Origin of the sequence: Bordetella ansorpii, assembly GCF_900078705.1 — a bacterium.
Taxonomy (GTDB): Bacteria; Pseudomonadota; Gammaproteobacteria; order Burkholderiales; family Burkholderiaceae_B; genus Bordetella; species Bordetella ansorpii_A.
Window position 1 is genome coordinate 622,734 of the sequence record NZ_FKIF01000006.1, and the last position, 24,601, is coordinate 647,334.

The window sequence follows — 24,601 nt, forward strand, 5'->3', positions numbered from 1 at the left end:
CCTGCCGGGCCGTTACGGCCGGCCACGTCGACGCCCTGCCCTTGCAGGGCGTTTCTCATTCCGCGGCCCTGACAGGCCGGCGCTCGCCCACGTCCTGATTTATGCTTCCTCGACCGACCACCAGAGGAGACACCGCATGACCGCCACGCGCAAGATCCGGATCGGCATGATAGGCGTGGGCCTGATGGGCCACGGCATCGCCATCAACATCGTCCGCAAGGGCGGCTATCCGCTGACGTTGCTTGGCCACGCCGGCAACCAGCCGGTGGACGACCTGCTGGCCGCGGGCGCGCGGCAGGCCGACAGCCCGGCCGAGGTCGCTCGCCACGCTGACGTGATCATCCTGTGCGTCACCGGCACGCCGCAGGTCGAGGATGTGCTGTTCAAGGCCGACGGCGTGCTGGCCGGCCTCCAGCCGGGCGCCATCGTCATCGATTGCTCCACCGCCATTCCCGCCTCCACGCTGAAGGTGGCCGACGCCGTGCAGAAGGCCGGCGGCCGGTTTCTGGACGCGCCCATGACGCGCACGCCGAAAGAAGCCGCCGAAGGCCGCCTGAACCTGATCGTGGGCGGCGACCGCGACCTGTTCGAGCACTGCAAGCCGATCCTGCAAAGCTATGCCGAGAACATCGTGCATGCCGGCCCCATCGGCGCGGGCCATTGCCTGAAACTGCTGCACAACTACGTGTCGCTGGGCTTCTCTGCGGTGCTGGCGGAGGCTGCGGCGTGCGCCGAGCGCGCGCAGGTGGATCCGGCCGTGCTGATCGAGATCCTGGCCAAGGGCGGCGGCGACGGCGTGGTGCTGGGCCGCATGCGGCCTTACATCGAGTCCGGGGATGCCTCGGGCTTTCGCTTCACGATCTCGAATGCCCTGAAGGACATGGGCTATTACACGGCCATGGCCCGGGACACGGGCGCGCCGCACGAGGCGGCCGAGGCCATCCGCCGCACCTACGAGTCCGCCAGCCATGCGGGCATCGACCAGGCGCCGGTGCCCGAGATCATCGGGTTCCTGGCGGGCAAGCAGAAATAGGCCACGTTCCCATGTCTCCTGCGAGCCACCTGCGCCTTGCCCTTGCCCTTGCCTGCCTGCCGTGCGTGGCCGCCCATGCGGCTGCGCCGCCCGGGCTGGCCATCGATCCCGACAACAAGGAATGCCTGGAACGCGGCGTGATGGCCGAAATGGGCATGACGGCGCGCCAATCGGGCCGTACGCAGCAGGAGTGGGAAGACTACGTGGCGAAGAACACGACGAAGATCCCGCCCCCGTTCGCCGAGAACCTGATCGAGATCAGCAGGGCGGCCTATGCGAGCAGTCCGGTTTTCGACAGCCCGGACAGCCGGCAGTCCGCCATCGACCAGTTCATCGTCAAGACGTACAACGAGTGCCTGGCGCGGAGCCCGCGGGCCAGATAGCGCTGCGCGGCATGCCTGTGCGTGCCGCGCGCGCGCATCACTTCACGCCCGCCGGCAGCCTGTAGCGTTCTTCGCGGTATGCCCAGCTGGGCCACAGCGCGTGCGCCAGCGCCTCATCGCCCAGTGCCGGATCGACGGCGGGCGCGTCGTCCAGGCTGTCTTCCTGGTTGTACGGCCGCCGCGTATAGCGGTACTGATGCGGCGGCTTGCGCGGCTCGATCACCACCAACCGATCGCCCTTCAGATAGCCGTAGTTGTCCCCGAACTGCATGATGGCGCGGTTCGGATCGCGTTGCGTCAGGTCGGCGCCCAGCATGGGGTTGGTGTTGTCCACGCCCATCAGCGACAGCAGCGTGGGCGGCATGTCGATCTGGCTGACGATGCGGTCGTCGCTGCGCGGCGCGATGCCGCCGCCCAGGATCAGCGCGGGAATCTGGAAATGGCGCACCGGCACGAGGCTCGCGCCCCAGGTACGCGCGTCGTGGTCGGCGATCAACAGGAAGACCGTGTTGTCCCAATAAGGCGCGCGGCGTGCCTTGTCGAAGAACTGCCCGATGGCCCAGTCGGCATAGCGCACGGTGTTGTCCACCGAGGCCGGCTCGCCCACCGGCGTGATGCGTCCGGCGGGGTATTCCCAGGGCGAATGGTTGCTGACCGAGAACGCCAGCGTGTAGGTGGGCTTGTCGCCGTCCGTGCGCAGGCGCTTGTCCAGTTCGTTGAACATGTCCTCGTCCGACGCGCCCCACGAGCCCACGAAGACCGGATCGGTGAACGACTTGCGGTCGACCACTTCGTTGAAGCCGTTGCCCAGGAAGAAGCCGCGCATGTTGTCGAAATGCGCCTCGCCGCCGTAGATGAAGCGCGAGTGGTAGCCATGGCGGCCCAGCAGTTCGGCCATCGTGAAGAAACCGGTCTGCGACCGGGGCAGCTTCAGCACGGCCTCGGCCACGGTGGGCAGGAAGCCCGCCGTCACGGCCTCCAGGCCACGCACCGAACGCGTGCCGGTGGCATACGCACGGTTGAACATCCAGCCGTCCTTGGCCAGACGGTCGATGTTGGGCGTCAGGCCGCTGCCGCCCAGGCTGCCCACGTACTGCGCGCCCAGGCTTTCCTGCAGGATGATCACCACGTTCAATGGTTTGTCGCGGCGCACGGTGGCCCGCTGGTGGTGCAGGGTGGGATAGCGCGGATCCAGGGGCGGATCGGCGAAACCGGCCGTGGCGCGCACGATGCGGTTGACCTCGTCGTCGTCCATCCTGGGATAGACCGCCGCCGACGAGCGCTCGTCACGCATGCGATAGGCCGCGTCGAACACGCTGTACAGCGAATTCAAGGCCAGGGTGTTCACCATGGCGTCGCTGCTGTAGGCCACGGTGGACGGGTTGATCGGCCGGTGCTGCAGCGTGCCGCGCGCGCCCAGCACCACCAGCGCCAGGATGGCCAGCGTGGCCAGCGGCCGCTTCCACCATTTCATGAACGGGTCTTTGACACCCGTGGGAAACAGCCGGGTCGACAGCCAGGCGGCCAGCGCCAGCACGATGAACGCGGCCAGCAGCACGCCCTTGTAGCCTTCCCACAGCATCGCGCCGACTTCGCGCGGGTGCACCAGGTATTCGAAGTAAAGCCGGTTGGGGCGAGTGTCGTACTCGGAGATGAATTGCGGCGTGGACACTTCCAGCAGCACGAACAGCATCCACCAGGCGCGGAACCACCACGCAGCCAGCCGCGCGCCCAGGGGCCGATGGCCGAACCAGGGGGACAGCACGACGGGCAACCCCACCGCCATGGCCGTCAGGCAGACGTCGATGCGCAGTCCGCCCAGCATCAGGGGAACCAGGCCGCCAGCGGCGGCGACGCGGTCCCACAGCCAGAAGGCCAGCGCCAGGCGGCTGAGCGTCAGCAGGACGAGGATGGCGAGAATGAAGCGCAGGCTCAGGCGGCGCATGGCGTGCCCCGCTGAAAGCCCTGTTGCGCCGATACGCGATGCGCGCGCGCCTGTCCTGCGACCTGGAACATCCGACCCGACCCCTCGATGCAAAGCCGGAAAGCCTAATGAAAGCCGCGTCGAATTTTCGTCAAATTTCTGTCACGGGCAGGGATTTGTCACGAAATCGTCTTGTTTGATTGGATCGTCCGTTTGCCGGAAGCGCGTCCCTGGAGCATGCCCCCCGCGCCAGCCGCCGGACTCAGCGCTCGTCGCCCGCGCGCCGCAACCGTTCGCGGCTGTTGCTCAGGTGCGTGCGCATGGCCGCGCGCGCGCCTTCGGCGTCCTGGCGGCGGATGGCTTCGTAGATGTCCTCGTGCTCGAGGTTGACGCGCGCCAGGTACTGCTCGCGGTTCTCTTGCGCGAAGCGCGCCGAATTGATGCGGGTGCGCGGAATGATGGCCGAGCCCAGATGCGACATCAGGTCGGCGAAATAGCGGTTCTCGGTGGACTGCGCGATGAGCAGGTGGAACCGGAAATCGGGTGTGATGGCGTCGGTGCCGGCCTGCAGCGCGGCGCGGAAATCGTCCAGCGCGCGGCGCATCTCGGTCAGTTGTTCCTCGGTGCGGCGCTGCGCGGCGAGGCCGGCGGCCTCGCTTTCCAGGCAGATGCGCAGTTCGAGCAGCACCAGCACGTCGCGCACGGTGGCGATGTCGGCCGGGTCGACCCGGAAGTCGCCACCGCCGCTGGGCTCCAGCGCATAGGACCCCACGCCATGGTGCGTCTCGACCAGCCCGCTGGCCTGCAGGCGCGACAGGGCCTCGCGCACCACCGTGCGGCTGACGCCGAACTGGCGCATGATTTCGGATTCGGTGGGCAGGCGCTGCCCCGGCGCGATCTGTCCGCCGCGGATGCGTTCGGAAAAATCCTCGACCAGGCCCTGGGCAAGATTGCGCGGACGGCGCGGCGCGGCGGCAGGCGAGGGAACGGAAGGCATCGGCGGAGATCCCGGGCGCGTGGCGCGCTTGAGGGGTAGAATTTGGGGGTCATTATACCGCCCGATGGTTGTATGACGACGTACACCGCGCTGACGTTTACCCTGGCCCCGGCTGGCCTGCCGCGCTGCCTCCTCGATGCCCAGCCAGCCGCGGCCCGCGGGCGGGCGTAGGGGCCTGAAAGCCCACCAAACGGGAGCCTCCATGCATCGCCCCTCGATTGCCAACATACCCGCCGAGCGCATCGGCGCCATGCGATGCGGCGTCGGCGAAAGTCCCATCTGGCACCCCGCCGAGCAAGCGCTTTACTGGACCGACATCCCCGGCCGAACTCTGTGGCGCTGGCGGCCCGCCGACAGCCAGATCGCGCAATGGGCGCTGCCCGAACAGGCGGGCTGTATCGCCATGCGCCAGGAAGGCTGGTTGCTGGCCATGGAAACCGGCATCCACGAACTGCCCGCGCTGCACGCCGGCCAGCCCGCTCCCACCCCGCGCCGCCTGGCCACGGTGCGGCATGCCGCGCCTGCCATGCGCTTCAATGACGGCCGCTGCGACCGGCAGGGCCGCTTCTGGGCCGGCACGATGGTGCAGGACACTGCCCTGGCGCAACCGCATGGCCGGCTGTACCGCTACGCCGGCGGGCGCATGGACAGTCCGGTGGATGACGGCCTGATCGTCTCCAACGGCATGGCCTTCAGCCCCGACGGCACAATCATGTATTTGTCCGACTCGCACGGCTCGCGCCAGGTGGTCTGGGCCTACGACTATGACGTGGACACCGGGCTGCCCCACCGCCGCCGCGTGTTCATCCCGTCCCTGCCCGCGGGCCGCCCCGATGGCGCGGCGGTCGATGCCGATGGCTGCTACTGGATCTGCGGCAACGAGGCGGGCCTCATCTATCGCTACACGCCCGATGGGCGCCTGGACCGCACGCTGTCCGTGCCCGTGCCGCGCGTGGCCATGTGCGCATTCGGCGACAGCGACCTGTCCACGCTGTTCGTGACCAGCATCCGCGCGCCGGGCACGCCCGGCGAGGCGCTGGATGGCGCGGTGTACGCGCTGCGGCCCGGCGTGCGCGGACTGCCCGAGACGATCCACGCGGGGTAAGCCGCCCATCGACCCGAGCGATGCCGACGTCCGGCCGCAGGCGTTCCTTACCCGAGGGCCGGCAACCACAGGCTACGAGAACCGCACCGTGAAACACGTGCCGCGATCGGGCCCATCCACGGCGGACACCACTTCCAGCTTCCATCCCTGCGTGTCGCAGACCCGCTTGGCAATGGCCAGGCCCAGACCGCGCGGCAGGTCTTCGCCGGCAGCGCCGGTGGTGTCGCGCAGCCGGCCGCTGTAATAGCGCAGGAAGACGAACGGCAGCTCGGAAGCGGGAATGCCGCGGCCGTTGTCGCGCAAGGTGAGCGTGCCCGGCTCGGCCAGGGCCGCGCGCAGCGTGGCGGGCGCGGCGTGCTCGATGGCGTTGCGCACCAGATTGCGCAACACGATCAGCAGCGCATAGCGGTCCAGCGTGTGCGTGGCCATGGGCGCGATGTCGTTGTACATCGACAGACCGGCCACCTCGGCGGCATCTTCCATGCCGCGCCAGGCGTCTTCCATGCACGAGGCCAGGTTCACCTCTTCAGACCGGCCGGGCTTGTCGCTGGCCAGCGCACGGGCGCTTTGCAGCGTGGCCACGATCACGTCGACATTGTCCATGATGCGCGTCAGCCGCGTACGGGGATCGTCGTTCAGATCCTGCGTCAGCAGCACCATCTCGCTGTCGGAACGGATGGCGGTCAGCGGCGTGCGCACTTCATGGCTCAGGTTGGAAGAGAACTCGCGCTCGCGCGCGATGTAGCGCTCGACCTGGCTCTGCACCCGGTTGAAGGCCTCCATCAACTGCCCCGGCTCGTCGGTACGCGCGGCGGCGGGCAGTTCGGTTTCCGCGGGCGCCCAGGCGCTGAGCCGGCGCGTCACTTCGACCAGCGGCCCGACCGCCACCCCGGCCACGCGGCGCGCCATGGCATAGGCAGCCACGATGCAGATTGCCCCCACGCCAAGCACGAACAGGCCGAAGTCGCGCACGCGGCCTTCGTTGTCGGTGGCGTCATACACCACATACAGCCGGCCCAGAGGAGTGTCGCTGACGGTGACGTGCCAGGTTTCCAGGCCCGGTTCGATCAGGTGCAGGCCGGCATCCAGCGGACGCAGGGTTTCGGGGAAATCCTCGTCGGCGTCGACCTCCTGCTGGCCGGGACGGCGCAGCCAGGCCCGCATGGCCGCGCCCAGTTCGGTGGGCTGGTAGCTGGGCACGTCCTCGTCATTGGCCGCGATGTGCTGCAGCAGGCGCTGGGTTTCGTTATTGAGGATGTCGTTGACCAGATCGTCTTCCATCTGGTCGAAAGTGAGGTACGACAGAACGGCCAGGGCCGTCACGAAGACGGCCACGGTGCCCGTCAGCGCCCACACCACGCGCTGCGTCAGGGTCGCGCGGCTCATCGGTGCACCTCCGTGCCGTAGGCACTCCGGTATTCGCCCTTGAGGCGGCTCGGCGGGCTCGGCGGGCTCATGAGTCCCTGGGTTCCTCGCTCAAGCGCCAGCCGGTGCCGTGCACGGTCTCGATGCCGTCGAAGCCGGCCTCGGCCAGCGCACGGCGCAACAGGTGCATCTGGCTGCGCAGGGCATAGGTGGACGGCGGCTCGTCGCCCCACAGGGCGTCTTCCAGTTCGGTGCGCTGCACCACCCGGCCCGGATCGCGCAGCAGGATCTCGACGATGGCCACCGACTTGCGGGCCAGGTGCACCGGCTTGCCGTGCACGCTGACCACGCGCGTGCGGCCGTCCATCTGCAGGGGGCCGAAGGTGCGCAGGGCATTGACCATGCCGCCCCGCGAACGCTGGATCAGGGCCAGCAGGCGCGCCTCGACCTCCGCCAGCGCGAAGGGCTTGGTCAGATAATCGTCGACGCCATGCGCAAACCCGGCCAGCTTGTCGTCCAGCGTATCGCGGGCCGTCAGCATCAGCACGGGCACGGCGGAACGCAGCTCGTTGCGCAGCGCGTGCAGCACGGCGTAGCCGTCCATGGCTGGCAGGCCGATGTCCAGCACCACGGCGTCGAAGGTCTGCCGTTTCAGCATGGCCAGCGCGGTGCGGCCGTCATAGGCGGCATCGCTGACGAAACCTTTCACCTCTAGGTACGAGAACAGGTTGCCGGCGATGGTGAGATCGTCCTCGACGATCAGGACCCGGTGGTTCCGGCTTTGCGTGTCGGCCATGGGCGGCTTCCTAGGATTGCAGGACCTTGCCCGGGTTGAACAGCCCGTTCGGATCGAGCGCCTGCTTGATGCGCTTCATCAAGGCCAGTTCGACCGCGCTCTTGTAGCGCGGCAGTTCATCCCGCTTCAGCTGCCCCACGCCATGCTCGGCGCTGATCGAGCCGCCGTGCGCCATGACGCTGGCATGCACCACGTCGTAGATGCGCGGCTGCAGGGCCAGCAGCTCGGCTTCGGTCTGACCCGGCGCGCGCGCCACGTTGTAATGCAGGTTGCCGTCGCCAAGATGGCCGAAGATGACGTGGCGCACCTCAGGGAACTCGGCCTGCAGCAGGGCGTTGGTCTTGGCGACGAAGCCGGCGATGGCCGAGATCGGGATGGACACGTCGTGTTTCACGGCCTTGCCCAGCTCCGCCTCGGCCAACGGGATGCTTTCGCGCAGATGCCACAGGGCATGGCTTTGCGCCAGGTTGGCGGCAATCGCGGCATCGGTGACCAGCCCCTGCTCGATGGCGGCGGACAGCACCGCTTCGAAGCGATCCCGCGCATGGACCTCGCTTTCGCTGTCGGACAGTTCCAGCAGCGCGAACCACGGAGACCGGGCGGATTCGCCTTCGAACGGCAGGCGCTGCTGCGGGAACAGCTTCACCACGCCCTGCAGGCAATCGCCCGCCATCAGCTCGAAACCCGTCAGCGAGGCCCCGAAACCGGCGCGGGCGCGCGACAGCAGTTCGACGGCCTCGGACACCCCCGCCAGGGTCAGCAGCGCGGTGCAGGTGGCGACCGGACGCGGATACAGCTTCAGGGTGGCGGCGGTGATGACGCCCAGGGTGCCTTCGCTGCCCACGTACAGATCGCGCAGGTCGTAACCGGTATTGTCCTTGCGCAGGCCGCGCAGGCCGTTCCAGATCTCGCCTTCGGCGGTGACGACCTCCAGGCCCAGGGCCAGTTCGCGCGCGTTGCCATAGCGCAGCACCTGGGTGCCGCCGGCATTGGTGGCCAGGTTGCCGCCGATGGTGCAACTGCCCTGCGCCGCCAGGCTGAGCGGGAACAGCCGCCCGGCGGCCTCGGCCGCCTCTTGCACCGCCTGCAGCACGCAGCCGGCCTCGACCGTGATGGTGTCGTTGTCGGTGTCGATGGCGCGCACGCGGTTCAGGCGCGCCGTGGACAGCACCACCGCGCGGCCGGACTCGTCGGGCGTGGCGCCGCCGCACAGGCCGGTATTGCCCCCTTGCGGCACCAGCGGCACGCCATGCCGGGCGCAGGCGCGCACCACGCCGGCCACCTCCTCGGTGGAGCCGGGACGCACCACGGCCAGGGCAGCGCCCTGGTAGCGGCGGCGCCAGTCCAGCAGATAGGGGGCGGCATCCTCGCCTTGCAGCACGTGATCCGGGCCCAGCAGGGATTGCAGTTCGGAAAGCAGCGTCATGGCGGCACACTCGCAGGGGGCCGGCGGCCCAAAAGTACGGGAATGCGGCTTATTGTAGGGGGGTCCGGCCGGGCGCGTCCCACCCTGCGCAGCGCTCGTGGACTGACCACCCTGGATACGACTGCAACGCCCGGTAATTTTCGCGCCGTATCCTGCGCGCCCAAATCGTAGATAATCGGCGTCTGTAACGGCCCAAGGCGGCCGGATTCCGTCCCATCCCATAGCAACGAGGCATTCCGTGAGCGATCAGGCGCAGTTCCCTGCTTCCGTATTCAAGGCGTACGACATCAGGGGCACCGTTCCTGACCTCATCGACCCCGCCTTCGCCCGCGGCCTGGGCCTGGCCCTGGCCGCCCGCGCCCGCAAGGCCGGCATCGCCGCCGTGGTGGTGGGCCGTGACGGCCGCCTCAGCAGCCCGTCCCTGTCCGCGGCGCTGGTCGACGGCCTGTGCGCCGGCGGCGTCGATGCCCTGGACATCGGCCAGGTGCCGACCCCGCTGGTGTACTACGCGGCCTATACCCAGGGCACCGGCACCGGCGTGGCCATCACCGGCAGCCACAATCCGCCCAAGTACAACGGCTTCAAGATGATGCTGGGCGGCAAGGCCCTGTACGGCGACGAGGTGCAAAGCCTGCGCGCCGAGATGCAGCAGGCCCAGCCAGCCGCCACGCGCGGCGCGCACCGCCTGCTGGACCTGATTCCCGAATACGTGCAGCGCGTCGTGTCCGACGCCAAGCTGGCGCGTCCCATGAAGATCGCGGTGGACTGCGGCAACGGCGTGGCCGGCGCGGTGGCGCCGCAACTGCTGCGCCAGCTGGGCTGCGACATCGACGAACTGTATTGCGACGTCGATGGCAACTTCCCCAACCACCATCCCGATCCGGCCGACCCGCACAACCTCGAAGACCTGATCGAGCACGTTGCCAACAGCGACTGCGAGATCGGCCTGGCCTTCGACGGCGACGGCGACCGCCTGGGCGTGGTCACCAAGTCGGGGCAGATCATCTGGCCCGACCGCCAGTTGATCCTGCTGGCGCGCGACGTGCTCGCGCGCGTGCCGGGCGGCACCATCATCTATGACGTGAAGTGCAGCCGCCACGTCGGCCTGGCGGTCGAAGCCGCCGGCGGCGTGCCGCTGATGTGGCAGACCGGCCACTCGCTGGTCAAGGCCAAGCTGGCCGAGACGGGCGCCCCGCTGGCCGGGGAAATGAGCGGCCACATCTTCTTCAAGGAACGCTGGTACGGCTTCGACGACGGCATCTACACCGCCGCGCGCCTGCTGGAAATCCTGTCGCGCGGCGCCGACCCCTCGCAGGAACTGGAAGCGCTGCCGCAGGCCCTGTCCACGCCGGAACTGAAGATCGAAATGGAGGAAGGCCAGCCGCACGCACTGATCCGCGAACTTCAGGCGCAGGGCACGTTCGACGGCACCACCCGCGTGGTCACCATCGACGGCGTGCGCGCCGAGTACCCGGACGGCTTCGGCCTGGCGCGCGCCTCCAACACCACCCCCGTCGTGGTGCTGCGCTTCGAGGCCGACGACCAGGCCGCGCTGACGCGCATCCAGGAAAACTTCCGCCGCGAACTGCTCAAGCTCGCCCCGCAAGCCCGCCTGCCCTTCTGACGTCCCACGCTACCTAGGCCACCGCAAGATGCCCACCTCCCTGTCCTCGAGTCCGGCCTGGCTGGACTTCGTCCAGGCCGTCCACGCCGCGCCTCGCGACGGACATCACCTGCGCATCCTGCCTGCCGGCGGACTGCAGGTCGACCTGACGGCCCAGGCGCAATCGCCCGCCCTGGACAGGGCGGGCGCCGCGCTGCTCGCGCAGCAAGGCTTCGACACCGCCCGGCAGGGCCTGTTCGCGGGCGCGCACGTCAACTGGACCGAAGACCGCCCGGCCTGGCATACCGCGTTGCGAGCCGCGCAGCCGCCGGCCCCGGTGGCCGAGACCGTGCTGGCCGAACGCCGGCGCCTGCGCGACTTCATCGCCCAGGCCGATGCCGGCCAGGCATGGCGCCAGGTGCTGCACCTGGGCATCGGCGGCAGCGACTGGGGCCCGCGCCTGGCCATCCAGTCGCTGCGGCACACCGGCTTGAAGCGCGACGTGCGCTTCGCCTCCAACGTCGACGCGCACGACATCGAATCGACCCTGGCGTCGATGGATCCACGGCAGACGCTGATCATCATCGCGTCCAAGTCGTTCACCACCACGGAACCCCTGGCCAACCTGGCCGTGGCCGTGCAATGGCTGCGCGACGCGGGCGTGGCCGAACCCATGCGCCAGGTCGTGGCGATCACCGCCAACGTGGCGGGCGCGCGCAAGGCAGGCCTTGCCGACGCCCACATCTTTCCGTTCTGGGATTGGGTGGGCGGACGCTATTCGCTGTGGTCGTCCATCAGCCTGCCGGTGGCGCTGGGCCTGGGCTGCGAAGCGATCGAGCAACTGCTGGCCGGGGCCGAGGCCATGGACCAGCACTTCCTGAATGCTCCCCTGGCCGAGAACGCCCCCGTGCAGATGGCGCTGTCGGGCATCGCCAACCGCAACGTGCTGGAATACGGCTCACTGGCCATCCTGCCGTACGACTCGCGGTTGGCGCACCTGGTGCCGTGGGCCCAGCAGCTGGAAATGGAATCGCTGGGCAAGGTGGCCACCGCCGACGGCACGCCGGTCGGCATGGACACCGGCCCCGTCGTGTGGGGCATGACGGGCACCGACTGCCAGCACACGTTCTTCCAGTGGCTGCACCAGGATGCCAAGGGCGCCCCCGTGGACTTCGTGGTCTGCCTGCATGCCGATCACGACCATGCGCAGAACCATCGCATCCTGGTGGCGAACTGCCTGGCGCAACGGGCCGCCATGCTCAGCGGCAAGCCGTTCGAGGAAGCCCTGCGGGAAAGCCTGGCAACCGATGTCGATCCGGCGCGGGCCGCCGTGCTGGCCCGCCACCGCGTCCACCCCGGCGGCCGCCCCTCCACGCTGATCGTGCTGCCGCGCCTGACGCCGCACGCGCTGGGCTCGCTGCTGGCGCTGTACGAACACAAGGTATTCACGCAGGGCGTGCTTTGGGGCATCAATCCGTTCGATCAATGGGGCGTCGAGTTCGGCAAGAAACTGGCGCAGCGCATCGTGCACGAGCTGGACACCGAGGGCGGCGGCGCCGACGGCTGGCAGGATGCCTCGACGCGGCACTGGATCCGTTCGCTGGCAGGCACATAAGGGGCGCCACGCCAGGGGCAGCCAGCCTTCGCTGCGGGAAAAGGACAAGGGCCACGTCAGTGGCCCTTGTCCTTTTCCAAGCTGCCGCCCGCGGCGCTACGGCAACGGATGCGCGCCCTGCTTCGCCTGCTCCTTGGCGACCTGCCTGCCGACGAGCCACATGAAGAACAGGATGACGGCCACGTCGACCAGGGTCAGGAACCCGATCACGGCCAGGAAGGCGCCCAGGTTCACCGTGGCGCCTTCCAATCCCGCCTGCTGGAATGCCAGCAACGAACCGGCGACCTGCAACACCACGTCGATGGCCGTCATGCCGATCAGCGCCTGGATTTTTTCCCGGTGGGTGAAGTACCGGCCGTTGTGCTTGGCGAAACTCTGGCACGCCGCCATGACGGCCGTCAGCAGGGCCACCACGCGCACCGCCGTCATGCTGCCCAGTTGCAGCAGCAACAGAATGATCGTGACGCCGAACAGCAGCCCGAGATAAACCAGGGTGAAACGCAGCAGAAACTTGGGAATGGACATATGGCTCTTCGAAAAAGAGGGCTGACTAGCGCCGGCCTGCCGCCCGCAGCGCATCGTACACCTCGAGATGACGCCGGTTCACGTCTTCCACGTCGAATTCGCGCTGCGCCAGTTCACGGCCGGCGCGGCCCATGCGCTGGCGCAGCGCATCATCGGTTGCCAGCCGGGCGATGGCCGCGGCCAGCGCGGCCGAATCCCGGGCCGGCACCAGCAGGCCCGTTTCGCCGGGCGTGATCGCATCCCGGCAGCCCGGCACGTCCGTGGTGACGACCGCCCGCCCGCAGGCAGCCGCCTCCAGCAGCGACTTGGGCAGGCCTTCGCGGTAGGAAGGCAGCACTGCAATATGGCTGGCCGCCGTCAACGCGGCCACGTCGGCGCGCTCGCCCAGCACCTCGACCGCGCCGTCCTCGCGCCAGCGCGCCACGTCGGCCTCGGTCGCGGACGTGGGATTGCCCGGATCGATGCCGCCCGCCAGCCGCATGCGCACGTCCAGGCCCTGCGCGCGCAACAGGCGCGCCGCCTCGACGAACTCGGCGACACCCTTGTCGCGCAGCAGGCGCGCCACCATCAGCGCGACCACCGGCCTGGGCGGCTCGGGCGTGGCCGGCCATTCGGCCAGATCGACGCCCGACCCGCGGATCAGCACGTCCTGTCCGTCGCGTAGCGCGCCCAGGCGGCGCAGCGTGTCGCGGTCGGCGCTGTTCTGGAAAATGACCCGGCTGTTGCGGTGGCCCAGCGCAAGGCGGTACATCACGCCGACCACGCCACGCACCAGCTTCGCCTTCAGGCCATCCGAAAGAAAGATGAAGCCCAGCCCCGAGATGGCGGCCACCATGCCGGGCACGCCCGCCAGGCGCGCGGCGATGCCGCCGTACAGCACGGGCTTGATGGTGACCAGGTGCACCACGTCGGGACGCAGGCGGCGGAACAGCCGAAGCAGCGCCCACATCGAACCCAACTCCTGCAAGGGCTGCTTGCCGCTGCGCGTCAGCGGAATGGCGTGATGCGTCATGCCCCGCGCCACGATGTCGGCCACGGCCGGGCCATCCATGGTGGCCACGTGCACGTCCCAGCCGGCGGCCTGCGCGGCCAGCGCGGGCCACAAGCGATGCGACAGGAAGAAGGCGGGGTTGTTCACGACGAACAGCAGGCGCCGCCGAGTCGTTTCCGGGCTGGGCGTGCTCATCGTGCCTCTCCTTCTTCTGAAATTCGGCGCCAGACCTCGACGTAGGCATCCACCATGCGCTGCAGGTCGAACTTCTCCAGCACCCGCTGGCGGCCGGCCTGCCCCACGGCATCGCGGCCACGCGTGGCCAGCTGGGCCAGCACGGCCCCGATGGCGTCGGCCAGCGCCGCCGGCTGCTCGGGCGGCGCCACGGGCCCCGTATCGCCCAGGATGTAGGCGGCGTCCCCCACGTCGGTCACCACGCAGGGCGTGCCGCAGGCCATGGCCTCGGCCACCACATTGGGAAATCCCTCCGCGCAGCTGGACAATACGTGCATGTCCAGCGCGTTCATCACGGCGGGCACGTCGTCGCTGGGACCGGCCAGCAGCACGCGGCCCCGCAGGCCCTCGGCATCGATCAGGGCGGCCAGTTCGGTATTGCTGGTGGCCATGCCACGCCCGACCAGCACGCACTGCAGGCCCTGGTCGCGGCCTTCGCGCACCAGGTGGCCGATCGCCTGCAGCAGGTTGCGGTGGTCCTTCAACGGATCCCAGCGCGCCACGCAGCCGGCCAGCGGCACGTCGGGCGCCACGCGCCACAGCGCGCGCATGCGTTCCCGGGCCTCGGCGTCCGGCGTGAAGCGGGCCAGGTCGTAGCCGTTGGAGATCACCATCAGGCGGTCGGCCCGATAGCCCAGCTCGCGATGGCGCTCGGCGGAATCCTGGGCGGCGCACACGATGGCCTTGGGCACGCGGCCCGACAGCAGCGCGCACAGCTTCAGCACCAGCCGCGCCGAACGGCTGCTGCGCTCGAGGTGTGCGCCGGAATTGCGGATCCCCCAGGACACGGCCCGGATGCCGGCCAGCCTCGCCGCCACGCCGCCGATCAGGTCGGCGTGATACATCCAGGTCTGCACGACCCGCGGCCGGACCTGCTTCATCAAGGCATGCAGGGCCCGCAGCCCCGCCAGGGACACCCGGCCACGCGGCATGTCCAGCGTATGCACCTCTATCCCCGCGGTCCGCAGGCGCGCGCCGTAGAGGCCCTCGTCGGTCAGCGACACCACGACGTGGCGCACCGGCTGCACGGGATGCACGGCCAGGCGGAACAGCACGGCTTCGGCGCCGCCCTGCCCCAGGCCGGTGATGACGTGCAGGATGGTGGGACGGCCGATGACGCTCATCCCTGCCCCCGCACGTCGGCGAACAGGCGGTCCCAGTCGGCCAGCACGGCCGGCAGGGAATAACGGCCGCGCACCGACTGCGCGGCGCGCGCGCCCAGCTCGACGCGCCGCGCCGGATCGTCCATCAGGGCCTGGATGGCGTTGCGCAGGCCGGCCCGGTCGCCCAGGGGCACCAGCAGCGCGTCCTGGCCTTCCCGGGTGATTTCACGAGGACCGCTGGGGCAGTCGTAGGTGACGCAGGGCATGCCCAGCGACATCGCTTCCAGCAATACGTTCGGGAAGCCTTCGACCGAGGAGCTCATCACGAAGGCATGCGCCATGCGCATCTCTTCCCAGGGGGTTTCGGTACGGCCGGGCATGAAGACGCGGCCTTGCAGGCCGGCCTGCGCCACCTGGGCTTCCAGGGCCTCGCGCTGCGGGCCATCGCCCCACAGCCACAGGTCCCAGTCGGGATGCGAAGGCGCCAGTCCGGCGAACGCGGCGATCAGGTGGTCGAACTGTTTCTCGGGCACCATGCGGCCCATGCCGGCCAGCCGCTTGCGTCCGGCGGCCTGGTCGACGGGCACCAGCGGCGCATCGGCCAGGTCGGATGGCAAGGGATTGGCAATGACCGCCAGGCGGCGGATGCCCGGCACCATGCGCGCGAAGGGCTCGACGGTGGCAGCCGCCTGCACCGTGACCATGTCCGCGCGCGGATACAGCAGGCGGCGCAGCGCCGACAGGCCACGGCCGGCCGCGGCGGCCACCACGGGATTGGTGCGCTCGCACACGATGACCGGCGCCTCCTGGCCACGCGTGGCCAGGATCGCCGCGATGTTCACATTGGTGAGGAAGGACACGACCACGTCCGGCTTCATCTCGCGGACCATGGCGCGCAAGGCCGCCAGGCGGCGCACGGCGGCCAGCGGACCGCCGGCGCGCGTGCCGGCGCGGTCGGCCAGCCAGTGCAGTTGCACGTCGTCGGACAAGGGATAGAAGCAGGTGCCCTTCGATGAATAGGTGGGCACCAGGATGGCCGTGTCGCCGCGCGCCGCCCACGCGTTGACCAGAGTGGCGGCCACCCGTTCGGCGCCGCCGGCATGCATGGAACTCACCAGCAGCATGATCCTCATCGGGTCAGGGTCTCCTTGAGCTTGTCGGTAGCGGTTGCGCCGCCCCCACGGCGGTGGCAATCCAGCCAGGCCTGCATCATCAGCACGCCCCACAGATGGCTGCTCCAGTTGCGGTGGCCGGACTTGTGCTCGCGCCATCTGCGCAGGATGGGTTCGGGTTCGAACCAGCCGTCCTGCCCCAGGCGCACGGGGTCGAGCAATGCCTCGGCCCAGTCGCGCAGGGGGCCGCGCAGCCAGGAGGCCAGCGGCACGGCGAAGCCGCGCTTGGGCCGGTCGACCAGCGATTGCGGCACGTGGCGGTACAGCAGCTGGCGCAGCGCCCACTTGCCGGTGGACCCGCGCACCTTGTACTGGAACGGCATGCGCCAGGCGAACTCGTAGACGCGGTGATCCAGGATCGGCACGCGCGTCTCCAGGCTGACCGCCATGGCCGCGCGATCGACCTTGACCAGGATGTCGTCGGGCAGATAGGTCTGCGTGTCGAGCTTCATCATGGCCTCGAAGATCGGGCCATCCATGGGCTGCTGGAACAGCGACGGGATCTCGGAGCCGCCCTTGACCACCCTGCCGGGATCGGGCCAGTACGACACGAACTGGCGGTAGAACTCGGCCTGGTAATCGACGCTGAGCAGTTCGCCCACCTTGCCGACCTTGCCGCGCCAGGCGCCGCGGCCGGGCAGCGCCGTGGACGCCCGCAGCAGGCCGCCGGCGGCATGGCGCAAAGGCCGCGGAATGCGCTGGAACTTCGAGTACATGTCGCGCACGCGGAAATAGCGGGAATAGCCGCCGAACAGCTCGTCGCCGCCGTCGCCCGACAACGCCACCGTGACGTGCCGGCGCGCCATCCGCGTGACCAGGAAGGTGGGCAGTTGCGACGAATCCGCGAAGGGCTCGTCGTACATTTCGGGCAGCCTGGGCACCACGGCCAGCGCGTCATCGGGCGTGACGTACAGCTCGGTGTGCTGCGTGCCCAGATGCGCGGCCACGGCCTTGGCATGCTCGGCCTCGTCGTAGGCCCTGTCGTGGAAACCGATGGAGAAGGTGCGCACGGGCTGCGTGCTGCCGGCCTGCATCAGCGACACGATGGTCGAGGAATCGATGCCGCCCGACAGGAAGGCGCCCAGGCTGACGTCCGACAGCATCTGGCCGCGCACGGCCTGGCCCAGCACCTGCCCGAGCGCATCGACGGCTTCCTTGTCGGAGCCGAAGGACAGCGGATGGGCCAGGCCCTGGTCGGCCGCCTGGCGCGCCGACCAGTAGACGCGCGGCTCGGGCAGCTCGCGGCGGTTGACCATGTCTTCGCCGACTTCCAGCCACGTGCCCGGCGGCAGCTTGGCGATGCCTTCGTAGATCGACTGCGGCGCCGGAATGTAGTTGTGCCGCATGAACGAGGCCAGCGCCTGTCGGTTCAGGTCGGCGCCGAAGCCGGGAATCGGCATCAGCGCCTTCAGTTCGGACGCGAACGCCAGGTTGCCGCCGGTGTAGCCGTAGTACAGCGGCTTCTCGCCCATGCGGTCGCGCGCCAGCGTCAGCTTGCGCGACTGGCGGTCCCATAGCGCGATGGCGTACATGCCCACGGCATCCTGCAGCGTGGCCTCGACGCCCAGTCCGGCGAAGCAGGCCAGCACGGTTTCCGTGTCGGAATGGCCGCGCCAGTCGGGCGCGCGGCCCATCTGCTGCAGCCGGGCGCGCATGTCCAGGTGGTTGTAGATCTCGCCGTTGAGCACCAGCACGTAGCGGCCGCAGGCCGACACCATGGGCTGGTGCCCCGCTTCCGTCAGGTCCAGGATGGCCAGGCGCACGTGCGCCAGCGCCAGGCCGGCCGAAGCGTCTTCCCAGTAGCCGTTGCTGTCGGGGCCGCGGTGGCGGATGCGGCGGCAGCTTTCCGCCAGCACGCCGCGCTTGTCGGCCAGAGAGCCCCAGATTCCCGCTATTCCGCACATGATCTCAACTCGCTTTTTCATTGTGTAGCGGCGCGCGGCGGCTTCCCGGTTGCCAGCGCCTCGTCGAAAACCTGTTTCCACATCGCCAGGATGCGTTCCGCCGAGAAGCGCTCGCGCGCGTCCGTGGCCTGCGCCGCCATGGCCTGCCTGCGGGCGTCGTCACCCATCACGGCATCCAGCGCCCCCGCCAGCGCGGCGGGATCGCCATTGGGACGGACCAGCACGCCGTCCACGCCCTCGCGCACGATCTCGCGCGGGCCCGTGTCGCAATCGAAACTGACCGCCGCCAGGCCGCTGGCCAGGGCCTCGATCAGCGTATTCGACAAGCCTTCGAAACGCGAACTGAGCACGTAGAGATCGGACTGCGCATACCAGTCGCCCACGTTGCCCGCGCGGCCCGGCAGCGCCACGCGCCCGCCCAGGCCCGCGGCATCGATCTGCTGCTGCAATGCCTGGCGCTGCTCGCCCTCGCCCAGCATGACCAGGTCCCACGACGGATGGCGCGGCGCCACCTGGGCATAAGCCCGCAGCAGCAGGTCGAAGCCCTTGTCGGCATGCAGCCGGCCCACGGCCAGCAGGCGGCGGCGCCCCCCGGGCCGCGTCGCATCCAGGCGAGGCTCGCCTTGCGGCAGCGGCCAGCGCACGGCGTTGGGAATGACGGCCAGGCGCGAACCGGGCACGTGCCGTTCGATCCACCGCGCGGTGCCGTCGGTCAGCGCGACCACGCGCGCCGCGCGCGGATAGGTGAAACGGCGCAGGCGCTGCCAAAGGCCCGACATGGCCTGCGACGGCGGATGCGCGTGCTCCGTGGCAATCACGCGGCAAGGCAGGCCGCGCGCGGCCAGCACCGCCAGCACGGACGCCGTGGTCATCATGCCCAGCACGACGTCGGGCGAGAATTCGCGCAGCACCGCGCGCAGGGCACGCACCCGTCGCACGTTGGCCCACAGGCCCCGCAGCCCGGCGGTGCCCAGCGAACGGCGCCGCACGCGCGGATCCAGGGGGTAGACGTCGCCCTTGCTGTCCGTCTGCGTGACCACCATGACGTCATGGCCGGCTTGCGCCCAGCCCGCGCTGAGGTCGGCGGCGACGCGCTCGGCGCCGCCGCCTTGCAGGGAATGGATGAAGACCAGGACACGCAAGGGATGGGCGGCGTGGCCACCGGAGCGATCCTCGATGCTCATGATGCCTCCTGGGTTCGATTGACCATCCCCGGGCGGGGATACCCGCTTCCCGGAAGACGCCCGCAGCTCGTCATGCCGCCCCCTTCGCCTGCACGGGCGCGGCGGTGTCGGACACGACTTCGTCCTCGTCCACCTTGCCGCCGCCCCGGGGCGGCGCGGCGGGCGGCTGGCGCAGCGCCACCAGCGTGTAGCAGGCGTAGGACAGCAGATACATCAGGCTGGTGGCCAGCATGATGCCCTCGGCGCCCATGCGCGGCGCCAGGTACAGGGTCATGCCCGCCTTCAAGGCGAAATTGGCCACGGCGATGGACGCCATGATGCGGTAGCGGCCCTGGCTGGCCAGCAGTTGCACCAGGATCAGCACGCCGAAATAGAACGGCAGTTGCAACAGGCCCCAGCGCAGCACGCTGGCCACCGCCGCGGTGTTCTGCGCGGTAAAGGCGCCCCGTTCGAACAGCAGCGCCACGCCCCACGGCGCCAGCAGCCAGCCCACCCCCACGGCGGCCACGCCGGCGCCCACCATCAGCACCGACCACTTCAGCGCCATGGCGCGCGCGCGCACGGTATCGCCACGGCTCTGCACGTCGGCCAGCACGGGCAGCGCCGCGCGGCCGACCGAGGCCGCGCCCACGCCCAGCACCAGGGACAGCAGCCGCGTGGCGTAGCCCAGCGTGGCGTTGGCATTGCCGCCCAGGTTGGCGGCGGCATATTGATCGATGGGGCCGACGAAACTCATCGCCACCTGGCCGATGGTCATCACGCCCAGCGCGGTCAAGAGGCCATGCCAATGCGGCGACGACAGCGACACGCGCGGCACGCCCCACAGGCCGCCATCGGCGCGCGCGGCCAGCCAGGCCAGCCACGCCACCTGGATGGTGTAGCCCACCAGCGTGCCCCACAACAGCGGACCGACGTTGTCGGAGGTGGTGGCGGCCAGCATCACCCAGGCCAGCGTGGCCACGGCGGGCACGCTGTCCAGCAAGGTATTGACGTGCCGCTCGTGCGCCCGCAGGCGCGCGGCGCTGATGCCGGCGATCAGCAGCAAGGCGGACACCGGCACGAACGCGAACAGCAGTTCGTGCGTCATGCCCGCCACGGTGGGCGACAGCCCGGGCCCCAGCCAGCGCAGCACCCAGGGCCACGCCACGGCGGTCAGCACCGCCAGCGCGATGCCGATCAGCAGCGTGATGCCCTGCAATTCCTGGACGAAACGGTCGCGCTCGTGCTGCGGCGTGCGCCGCAGTTTCACCAGCACGGGAATCAGGACGACCGACAGCGAACCCACCAGCGTGACGGGCAGCCAGTTGGCCATGGTCAGGGTGAACTGGTAGGCGTCGACGGCGTCGCTGATGCCGTAGCGGTACGCCACGGCCATTTCCTTCAGCGCGCCGGCGGCCTTGCCCAGTATCAGGAAGAGCGCCACCCGGAACGCACCCTTGAAGATGCGTTGATGGTCCGGGTGGACATTTTCGAATCGGCGAATGAGCGCTTTCAAATCAAGCTGTTCACGGTGCTGCACGCCACCGACGGCGCATGAAAGAACCCGGCCTGAGCCAGGGCACGGCGGATCCGGCTCTGCCGGTCCGCCAGTGCCGCCCCCTGGGGGGCGCGCGACAGCGCGTAGGGCGGGGCCTTCATCTCTCTAACGCAGGAACTGCGTGTACCAGGGCATGGCGGTTTCGAGGCCGCGCAGGATGTCGTACGCCGGCTGGTAGCCCAGCAGCTTGCCGGCCTTGCCGATGTCGGCCTGCGAGTGCCGCACGTCGCCCGCCCGGAAGTCGGCATACTTGGCCGGCTTGTCGTAGCTCACGCCCTGCTGCGCCAGCGTCTGCTTCAGGAAGTCGAACAGCTGGTTCAGCGTGGTGCGGCCGCTGTAGGCCACGTTATAGACCTGGTTGACGCCTTCGGGCTGCGCCAGCGAGCCCAGCAGGTTCGCCTGCACCGCGTTCTCGATGAAGCAGAAATCGCGGCTGGTGTCGCCGTCGCCGTTGATGACGACTTCCTCGCCGCGGATCATCGCGGCCGTCCACTTGGGAATGACCGCGGCGTAGGCGCCCTCGGGATCCTGGCGCTTGCCGAACACGTTGAAGTAGCGCAGGCCGACGCTGCCGAACCCGTACGACCGCGCGAACACGTCGGCGTACAGTTCGTTGACGTACTTGGTGACCGCGTACGGAGACAGCGGCTTGCCGATGGTGTCCTCGACCTTGGGCAGGCCGGGATGATCGCCGTAGGTGGAACTGGACGCGGCGTACACGAAGGATTGCACCTGCGCGTCGCGCGCGGCCACCAGCATGTTCAGGAAGCCGCCGATGTTCACGCCGTTGGTCGTGACCGGGTCTTTCAGCGAGCGCGGGACCGATCCCAGCGCGGCCTGGTGCAGCACGTGCTGCACGCCCTGCGTGGCCTTCTGGCAGGTTTCCGGATCACGGATGTCGCCCTCGATGAACTGGAAGCGCGCCCACTGCTGCGGCGTGACGCTGCGCTGGACTTCGTCGAGATTGCGGCGGTGGCCCGTGGCGAAGTTGTCGAGGCCGACGACTTCCTGGTCCAGGGCCAGCAGGTGCTCCAGCAGATTGGAGCCGATGAAGCCCGCGCATCCGGTCACCAGCCACTTGCGAGGCTGTTGACGCAGTTGCGCGAGGATCTGTTCGTAGCGAGTGCTCATTCGCTCTCCTGATTCCGATGGTTATGGGTTTACAGGCGCAGGTCGGCGTCTTGCGGAGCCAGCACGTACTTCAGGTCGTACAGCACGTGGGCCGGCTTGCCCAGCTTGCGGATGGCCTGCGCGCCCATTTCGACGAACTGGTGGTGCGCCACGGCCAGGATGACCGCATCGTAGGCGCCGTCCCTGGGCTGCGCCACCGGCTTGAAGCCGTACTCGTGCTGCGCTTCCTCGGCATCCACCCACGGATCGTACACGTCGACCGCCACGTCGTACTCGCCCAGTTCCTTCACGATGTCGACCACGCGGGTGTTGCGCAGGTCGGGGCAGTTTTCCTTGAAGGTCAGGCCCATCACCAGCACGCGCGCGCCCTGCACGTGGATGCGCTTCTTGGTCATGCACTTGACCAGTTGCGACACCACGTAGCCGCCCATCGAGTCATTCAGGCGGCGGCCGGCCAGGATGATTTCCGGGTTGTAGCCGATCGACTGCGCCTTGTGGGTCAGGTAGTACGGGTCCACGCCGATGCAGTGGCCGCCCACCAGCCCCGGACGGAACGGCAGGAAGTTCCACTTAGTGCCGGCGGCCTTCAGCACGGACTCGGTGTCGATGCCCATCTTGTTGAAGATCAGGGCCAGTTCGTTGATCAGGGCGATGTTGACGTCGCGCTGGGTGTTCTCGATGACCTTGGCGGCCTCGGCCACGCGGATGCTGGAGGCCTTGTGCGTGCCGGCGACGATGATCTCGCCGTACAGCGCGTCGACCAGGTCGGCGACCTCGGGCGTCGAGCCCGAGGTGACCTTCTTGATGGTGCTGACGCGGTGTTCCTTGTCGCCCGGGTTGATGCGCTCCGGGCTGTAGCCGGCGTAGAAATCTTCGTTGAACTTCAGGCCCGACACGCGTTCGAGCACGGGCACGCAGTCTTCCTCGGTGGCGCCGGGGTAGACAGTGGATTCGTAGATGACGATGTCGCCGCGCTTGAGCACGGCGCCGATGGTTTCGCTGGCCTTGATCAGCGGCGTCAGGTCAGGGTTCTTGTATTCGTCGATGGGCGTGGGCACCGTGACGATATAGACGTTGGCGGCCTTCAGGTCGTCGCGCTGGGCGGAGTACGACAGGTGTTTGGCGCTGGCCAGCTCTGCATCCTCGACTTCCAGCGTGTGGTCGTGGCCGGACTTCAGCGCGTCGATACGGCGCGTGTTGATGTCGAAGCCGATGACGGAGCGCTTCTTGCCGAATTCGACCGCCAGCGGCAGACCGACGTAACCGAGACCGACGACGGCCAGTTTCACATCCTGAATACGCAACATAACTCTTCCTTGTTTCGGCGGATCGGAACCGCAATTCAGATTTCAGAGGGAATACAACGCGGTCGCCATCCAGGCGGTGCAAGGCTGTGAATGGGATGGCAGCACTGCCCCGGCGGCCATGAGGCCGCGATGGTGCCCGCGCGAGCGGAAGGGGTGCCTCAAGGCGTGCGAAGCACCGACGGAAGCAGCAGCCAACCGGGGCGCCGCCAGGACACCAGGCGCATGTAGAGCCAGGTGTAGACGCTGGCGAACACCACCAGGCTGCCGCAGAGGAACCAGGCGTTGTCCCACCAGATGGTGGCGGGCACCAGGCCGATCAGGGCCAGCACCCACATGTAAGGAGAGGCCATGGCGTTGCACAGCGCGGGCACCGCGTGGCGGCGGCCCCGGCTGAACGTGACACGCACCAGGCGGCGGAAGACCAGCTGATGCAGGTGCAGCGCGTCCGGCTGGTCAACCGGCACGCCGCGCTTGAAGCGGCGCCGCCAGATCGAGAAACCGGTCTCGAAGACGGGATAGAACAGGACCGCCAGCGCGTAGAACGGCGAGACCGAGGGATTGCGCACGACCAGCAGCACGGCCAGCTCGGCCAGCATGAATCCGAGGAAATACGCCCCGCCATCGCCCAGGAAGACGCGGCCGAACGGGAAATTCCAGACCAGGAAGCCCAGCGTGGCCGAGGCCAGCGCGGCGGAGATCATGAAGATGGGCGCGTCGCCCACTTGCAGCGCCACCAGGCTGATGGAGACGGCCATCAGCGTGGCCACCATGCCGGCCAGGCCGTTCATGCCGTCGACGATGTTCAGGGCGTGCGTGCAGCCGCCCACGGCGAACATGGTGAAGATCAGGGAAACCGGCCAGTACGACAGCACCCAGTCGGCCCACGAGATGCCGACCTTGCTGACGCCGCCCAGCAACCACCAGGCAATGGCGGCCGAACCGAACGCGGCCAGCAGGCGGCGGCTGGCGCCGATGTCTTTCGTGATGTCTTCCAGCAGGCCGGCCACGAACACGGGCAGCGCGGAGACGAACAATGCGGGCCAGAGCCAGGTGAGGGTCATGTTGCTGGGGCCGAGCACCAGCAGTCCCGCCAGCGAGCCGGCGAGCACGGCCAGGCCGCCCACGCGCGGCGTGGCCCGCGCATGCGAGGCCTGCGGTTTGTTGAAGTCGCTGTCGCCCGTGAAAGCGCCGTGCCAGCGCTCGGACGCCACGATGAGTCCCCCCACCATGAACGCGACCACGCAGATATACAGCCAGGTCACTGAA

Annotated in this window: 20 protein-coding genes; 5 read left to right on the plus strand and 15 right to left on the minus strand. The window is 69.0% G+C overall.

Annotation, left to right across the window (positions count from 1 at the left end; all coding sequences use genetic code 11):
- The first annotated feature begins 136 nt into the window (after positions 1-136).
- Both A6745_RS13185 and A6745_RS13190 read left to right on the plus strand, forming a co-directional pair.
- Positions 137-1,033 carry an NAD(P)-dependent oxidoreductase gene (locus A6745_RS13185; RefSeq protein WP_066127750.1) on the plus strand — a complete coding sequence of 299 codons (897 nt, stop codon included), beginning with the start codon at positions 137-139 and terminating at the stop codon, positions 1,031-1,033.
- Positions 1,034-1,044: 11 nt separating this feature from the next.
- Positions 1,045-1,416, plus strand: a complete 372-nt coding sequence (locus A6745_RS13190; protein WP_066127753.1) for a hypothetical protein — start codon at positions 1,045-1,047, stop codon at positions 1,414-1,416.
- A gap of 37 nt (positions 1,417-1,453) precedes the next feature.
- Here A6745_RS13190 and A6745_RS13195 read toward each other — a convergent pair whose 3' ends face one another.
- Both A6745_RS13195 and A6745_RS13200 read right to left on the minus strand, forming a co-directional pair.
- Positions 1,454-3,361: an LTA synthase family protein gene (locus A6745_RS13195; protein WP_066127755.1), complete on the minus strand. Its 1,908-nt coding sequence runs from the start codon at positions 3,359-3,361 to the stop codon at positions 1,454-1,456.
- A 241-nt stretch (positions 3,362-3,602) separates the two neighbouring features.
- Positions 3,603-4,337, minus strand: coding sequence for a FadR/GntR family transcriptional regulator (locus A6745_RS13200; RefSeq protein WP_066127757.1), 735 nt, complete (start codon positions 4,335-4,337; stop codon positions 3,603-3,605).
- A 202-nt stretch (positions 4,338-4,539) separates the two neighbouring features.
- Here A6745_RS13200 and A6745_RS13205 point away from each other — a divergent pair, with 202 nt between their 5' ends.
- Entirely contained in the window at positions 4,540-5,442 is a 903-nt protein-coding gene (locus A6745_RS13205) for an SMP-30/gluconolactonase/LRE family protein (protein ID WP_066127759.1), read from the plus strand.
- A gap of 72 nt (positions 5,443-5,514) precedes the next feature.
- On the opposite strand, the gene A6745_RS13210 is transcribed toward A6745_RS13205, so the two are convergent.
- The 3 genes from A6745_RS13210 to A6745_RS13220 all read right to left on the minus strand — a co-directional run bounded on the left by A6745_RS13210 (position 5,515) and on the right by A6745_RS13220 (position 9,029).
- Positions 5,515-6,828, minus strand: a complete 1,314-nt coding sequence (locus A6745_RS13210) for a sensor histidine kinase (RefSeq protein ID WP_066127761.1) — start codon at positions 6,826-6,828, stop codon at positions 5,515-5,517.
- A gap of 67 nt (positions 6,829-6,895) precedes the next feature.
- The gene (locus A6745_RS13215) at positions 6,896-7,603 is read right to left on the minus strand and encodes a response regulator transcription factor (protein WP_066127763.1); all 708 of its coding nucleotides are present in this window, start codon (positions 7,601-7,603) and stop codon (positions 6,896-6,898) included.
- 10 nt (positions 7,604-7,613) lie between these two features.
- Positions 7,614-9,029: an FAD-binding oxidoreductase gene (locus A6745_RS13220; RefSeq protein WP_066127766.1), complete on the minus strand. Its 1,416-nt coding sequence runs from the start codon at positions 9,027-9,029 to the stop codon at positions 7,614-7,616.
- A 238-nt stretch (positions 9,030-9,267) separates the two neighbouring features.
- Here A6745_RS13220 and A6745_RS13225 point away from each other — a divergent pair, with 238 nt between their 5' ends.
- Complete coding sequence (locus A6745_RS13225; RefSeq protein ID WP_066127770.1) at positions 9,268-10,653, plus strand: phosphomannomutase/phosphoglucomutase; 1,386 nt, start codon at positions 9,268-9,270, stop codon at positions 10,651-10,653.
- 28 nt (positions 10,654-10,681) lie between these two features.
- Positions 10,682-12,247: a glucose-6-phosphate isomerase gene (gene pgi / locus A6745_RS13230; RefSeq protein WP_066127772.1), complete on the plus strand. Its 1,566-nt coding sequence runs from the start codon at positions 10,682-10,684 to the stop codon at positions 12,245-12,247.
- 96 nt (positions 12,248-12,343) lie between these two features.
- Here pgi and A6745_RS13235 read toward each other — a convergent pair whose 3' ends face one another.
- The 10 genes from A6745_RS13235 to A6745_RS13280 all read right to left on the minus strand — a co-directional run bounded on the left by A6745_RS13235 (position 12,344) and on the right by A6745_RS13280 (position 24,597).
- The gene (locus tag A6745_RS13235; protein ID WP_066127774.1) at positions 12,344-12,772 is read right to left on the minus strand and encodes an ABZJ_00895 family protein; all 429 of its coding nucleotides are present in this window, start codon (positions 12,770-12,772) and stop codon (positions 12,344-12,346) included.
- Between the two features lie 25 nt (positions 12,773-12,797).
- The gene (locus tag A6745_RS13240) at positions 12,798-13,958 is read right to left on the minus strand and encodes a glycosyltransferase family 4 protein (RefSeq protein WP_066127778.1); all 1,161 of its coding nucleotides are present in this window, start codon (positions 13,956-13,958) and stop codon (positions 12,798-12,800) included.
- Positions 13,955-15,121, minus strand: a complete 1,167-nt coding sequence (locus A6745_RS13245) for a glycosyltransferase family 4 protein (RefSeq protein WP_066127781.1) — start codon at positions 15,119-15,121, stop codon at positions 13,955-13,957. Before A6745_RS13245 ends, A6745_RS13240 begins: the two co-directional genes overlap by 4 nt.
- Entirely contained in the window at positions 15,118-16,233 is a 1,116-nt protein-coding gene (locus A6745_RS13250) for a glycosyltransferase family 4 protein (protein ID WP_066127782.1), read from the minus strand. The genes A6745_RS13245 and A6745_RS13250 overlap by 4 nt, the downstream gene beginning before the upstream one ends.
- Entirely contained in the window at positions 16,230-18,176 is a 1,947-nt protein-coding gene (gene asnB / locus A6745_RS13255) for an asparagine synthase (glutamine-hydrolyzing) (protein ID WP_066127783.1), read from the minus strand. The genes A6745_RS13250 and asnB overlap by 4 nt, the downstream gene beginning before the upstream one ends.
- Before the next feature lie 17 nt (positions 18,177-18,193).
- Complete coding sequence (locus A6745_RS13260; protein WP_066127785.1) at positions 18,194-19,360, minus strand: glycosyltransferase family 4 protein; 1,167 nt, start codon at positions 19,358-19,360, stop codon at positions 18,194-18,196.
- Positions 19,361-19,430: 70 nt separating this feature from the next.
- Positions 19,431-20,855 (minus strand): murein biosynthesis integral membrane protein MurJ, encoded by a 1,425-nt coding sequence (murJ, locus tag A6745_RS13265; protein WP_066127786.1) that lies wholly within the window; start codon positions 20,853-20,855, stop codon positions 19,431-19,433.
- 147 nt (positions 20,856-21,002) lie between these two features.
- Positions 21,003-22,028 carry an SDR family oxidoreductase gene (locus A6745_RS13270; RefSeq protein WP_066127788.1) on the minus strand — a complete coding sequence of 342 codons (1,026 nt, stop codon included), beginning with the start codon at positions 22,026-22,028 and terminating at the stop codon, positions 21,003-21,005.
- A 29-nt stretch (positions 22,029-22,057) separates the two neighbouring features.
- On the minus strand, positions 22,058-23,335 hold the full coding sequence (tviB, locus tag A6745_RS13275; RefSeq protein ID WP_156513369.1) for a Vi polysaccharide biosynthesis UDP-N-acetylglucosamine C-6 dehydrogenase TviB: 1,278 nt from the start codon (positions 23,333-23,335) through the stop codon (positions 22,058-22,060).
- A 158-nt stretch (positions 23,336-23,493) separates the two neighbouring features.
- On the minus strand, positions 23,494-24,597 hold the full coding sequence (locus tag A6745_RS13280) for an MraY family glycosyltransferase (RefSeq protein WP_066127790.1): 1,104 nt from the start codon (positions 24,595-24,597) through the stop codon (positions 23,494-23,496).
- Between the last annotated feature and the right edge of the window lie 4 nt (positions 24,598-24,601).

Excerpts from the sequence above, each read along its gene's own strand:
- A6745_RS13185 (WP_066127750.1), top strand. The coding sequence starts at position 137 with ATGACCGCCACGCGCAAGATCCGGATCGGCATGATAGGCGTGGGCCTG.
- A6745_RS13190 (WP_066127753.1), top strand. The coding sequence starts at position 1,045 with ATGTCTCCTGCGAGCCACCTGCGCCTTGCCCTTGCCCTTGCCTGCCTG.
- A6745_RS13195 (WP_066127755.1), bottom strand. The coding sequence starts at position 3,361 with ATGCGCCGCCTGAGCCTGCGCTTCATTCTCGCCATCCTCGTCCTGCTG.
- A6745_RS13200 (WP_066127757.1), bottom strand. The coding sequence starts at position 4,337 with ATGCCTTCCGTTCCCTCGCCTGCCGCCGCGCCGCGCCGTCCGCGCAAT.
- A6745_RS13205 (WP_066127759.1), top strand. The coding sequence starts at position 4,540 with ATGCATCGCCCCTCGATTGCCAACATACCCGCCGAGCGCATCGGCGCC.
- A6745_RS13210 (WP_066127761.1), bottom strand. The coding sequence starts at position 6,828 with ATGAGCCGCGCGACCCTGACGCAGCGCGTGGTGTGGGCGCTGACGGGC.
- A6745_RS13215 (WP_066127763.1), bottom strand. The coding sequence starts at position 7,603 with ATGGCCGACACGCAAAGCCGGAACCACCGGGTCCTGATCGTCGAGGAC.
- A6745_RS13220 (WP_066127766.1), bottom strand. The coding sequence starts at position 9,029 with ATGACGCTGCTTTCCGAACTGCAATCCCTGCTGGGCCCGGATCACGTG.
- pgi (WP_066127772.1), top strand. The coding sequence starts at position 10,682 with ATGCCCACCTCCCTGTCCTCGAGTCCGGCCTGGCTGGACTTCGTCCAG.
- A6745_RS13235 (WP_066127774.1), bottom strand. The coding sequence starts at position 12,772 with ATGTCCATTCCCAAGTTTCTGCTGCGTTTCACCCTGGTTTATCTCGGG.
- A6745_RS13240 (WP_066127778.1), bottom strand. The coding sequence starts at position 13,958 with ATGAGCACGCCCAGCCCGGAAACGACTCGGCGGCGCCTGCTGTTCGTC.
- A6745_RS13245 (WP_066127781.1), bottom strand. The coding sequence starts at position 15,121 with ATGAGCGTCATCGGCCGTCCCACCATCCTGCACGTCATCACCGGCCTG.
- A6745_RS13250 (WP_066127782.1), bottom strand. The coding sequence starts at position 16,233 with ATGAGGATCATGCTGCTGGTGAGTTCCATGCATGCCGGCGGCGCCGAA.
- asnB (WP_066127783.1), bottom strand. The coding sequence starts at position 18,176 with ATGTGCGGAATAGCGGGAATCTGGGGCTCTCTGGCCGACAAGCGCGGC.
- A6745_RS13260 (WP_066127785.1), bottom strand. The coding sequence starts at position 19,360 with ATGAGCATCGAGGATCGCTCCGGTGGCCACGCCGCCCATCCCTTGCGT.
- A6745_RS13270 (WP_066127788.1), bottom strand. The coding sequence starts at position 22,028 with ATGAGCACTCGCTACGAACAGATCCTCGCGCAACTGCGTCAACAGCCT.
- tviB (WP_156513369.1), bottom strand. The coding sequence starts at position 23,335 with ATGTTGCGTATTCAGGATGTGAAACTGGCCGTCGTCGGTCTCGGTTAC.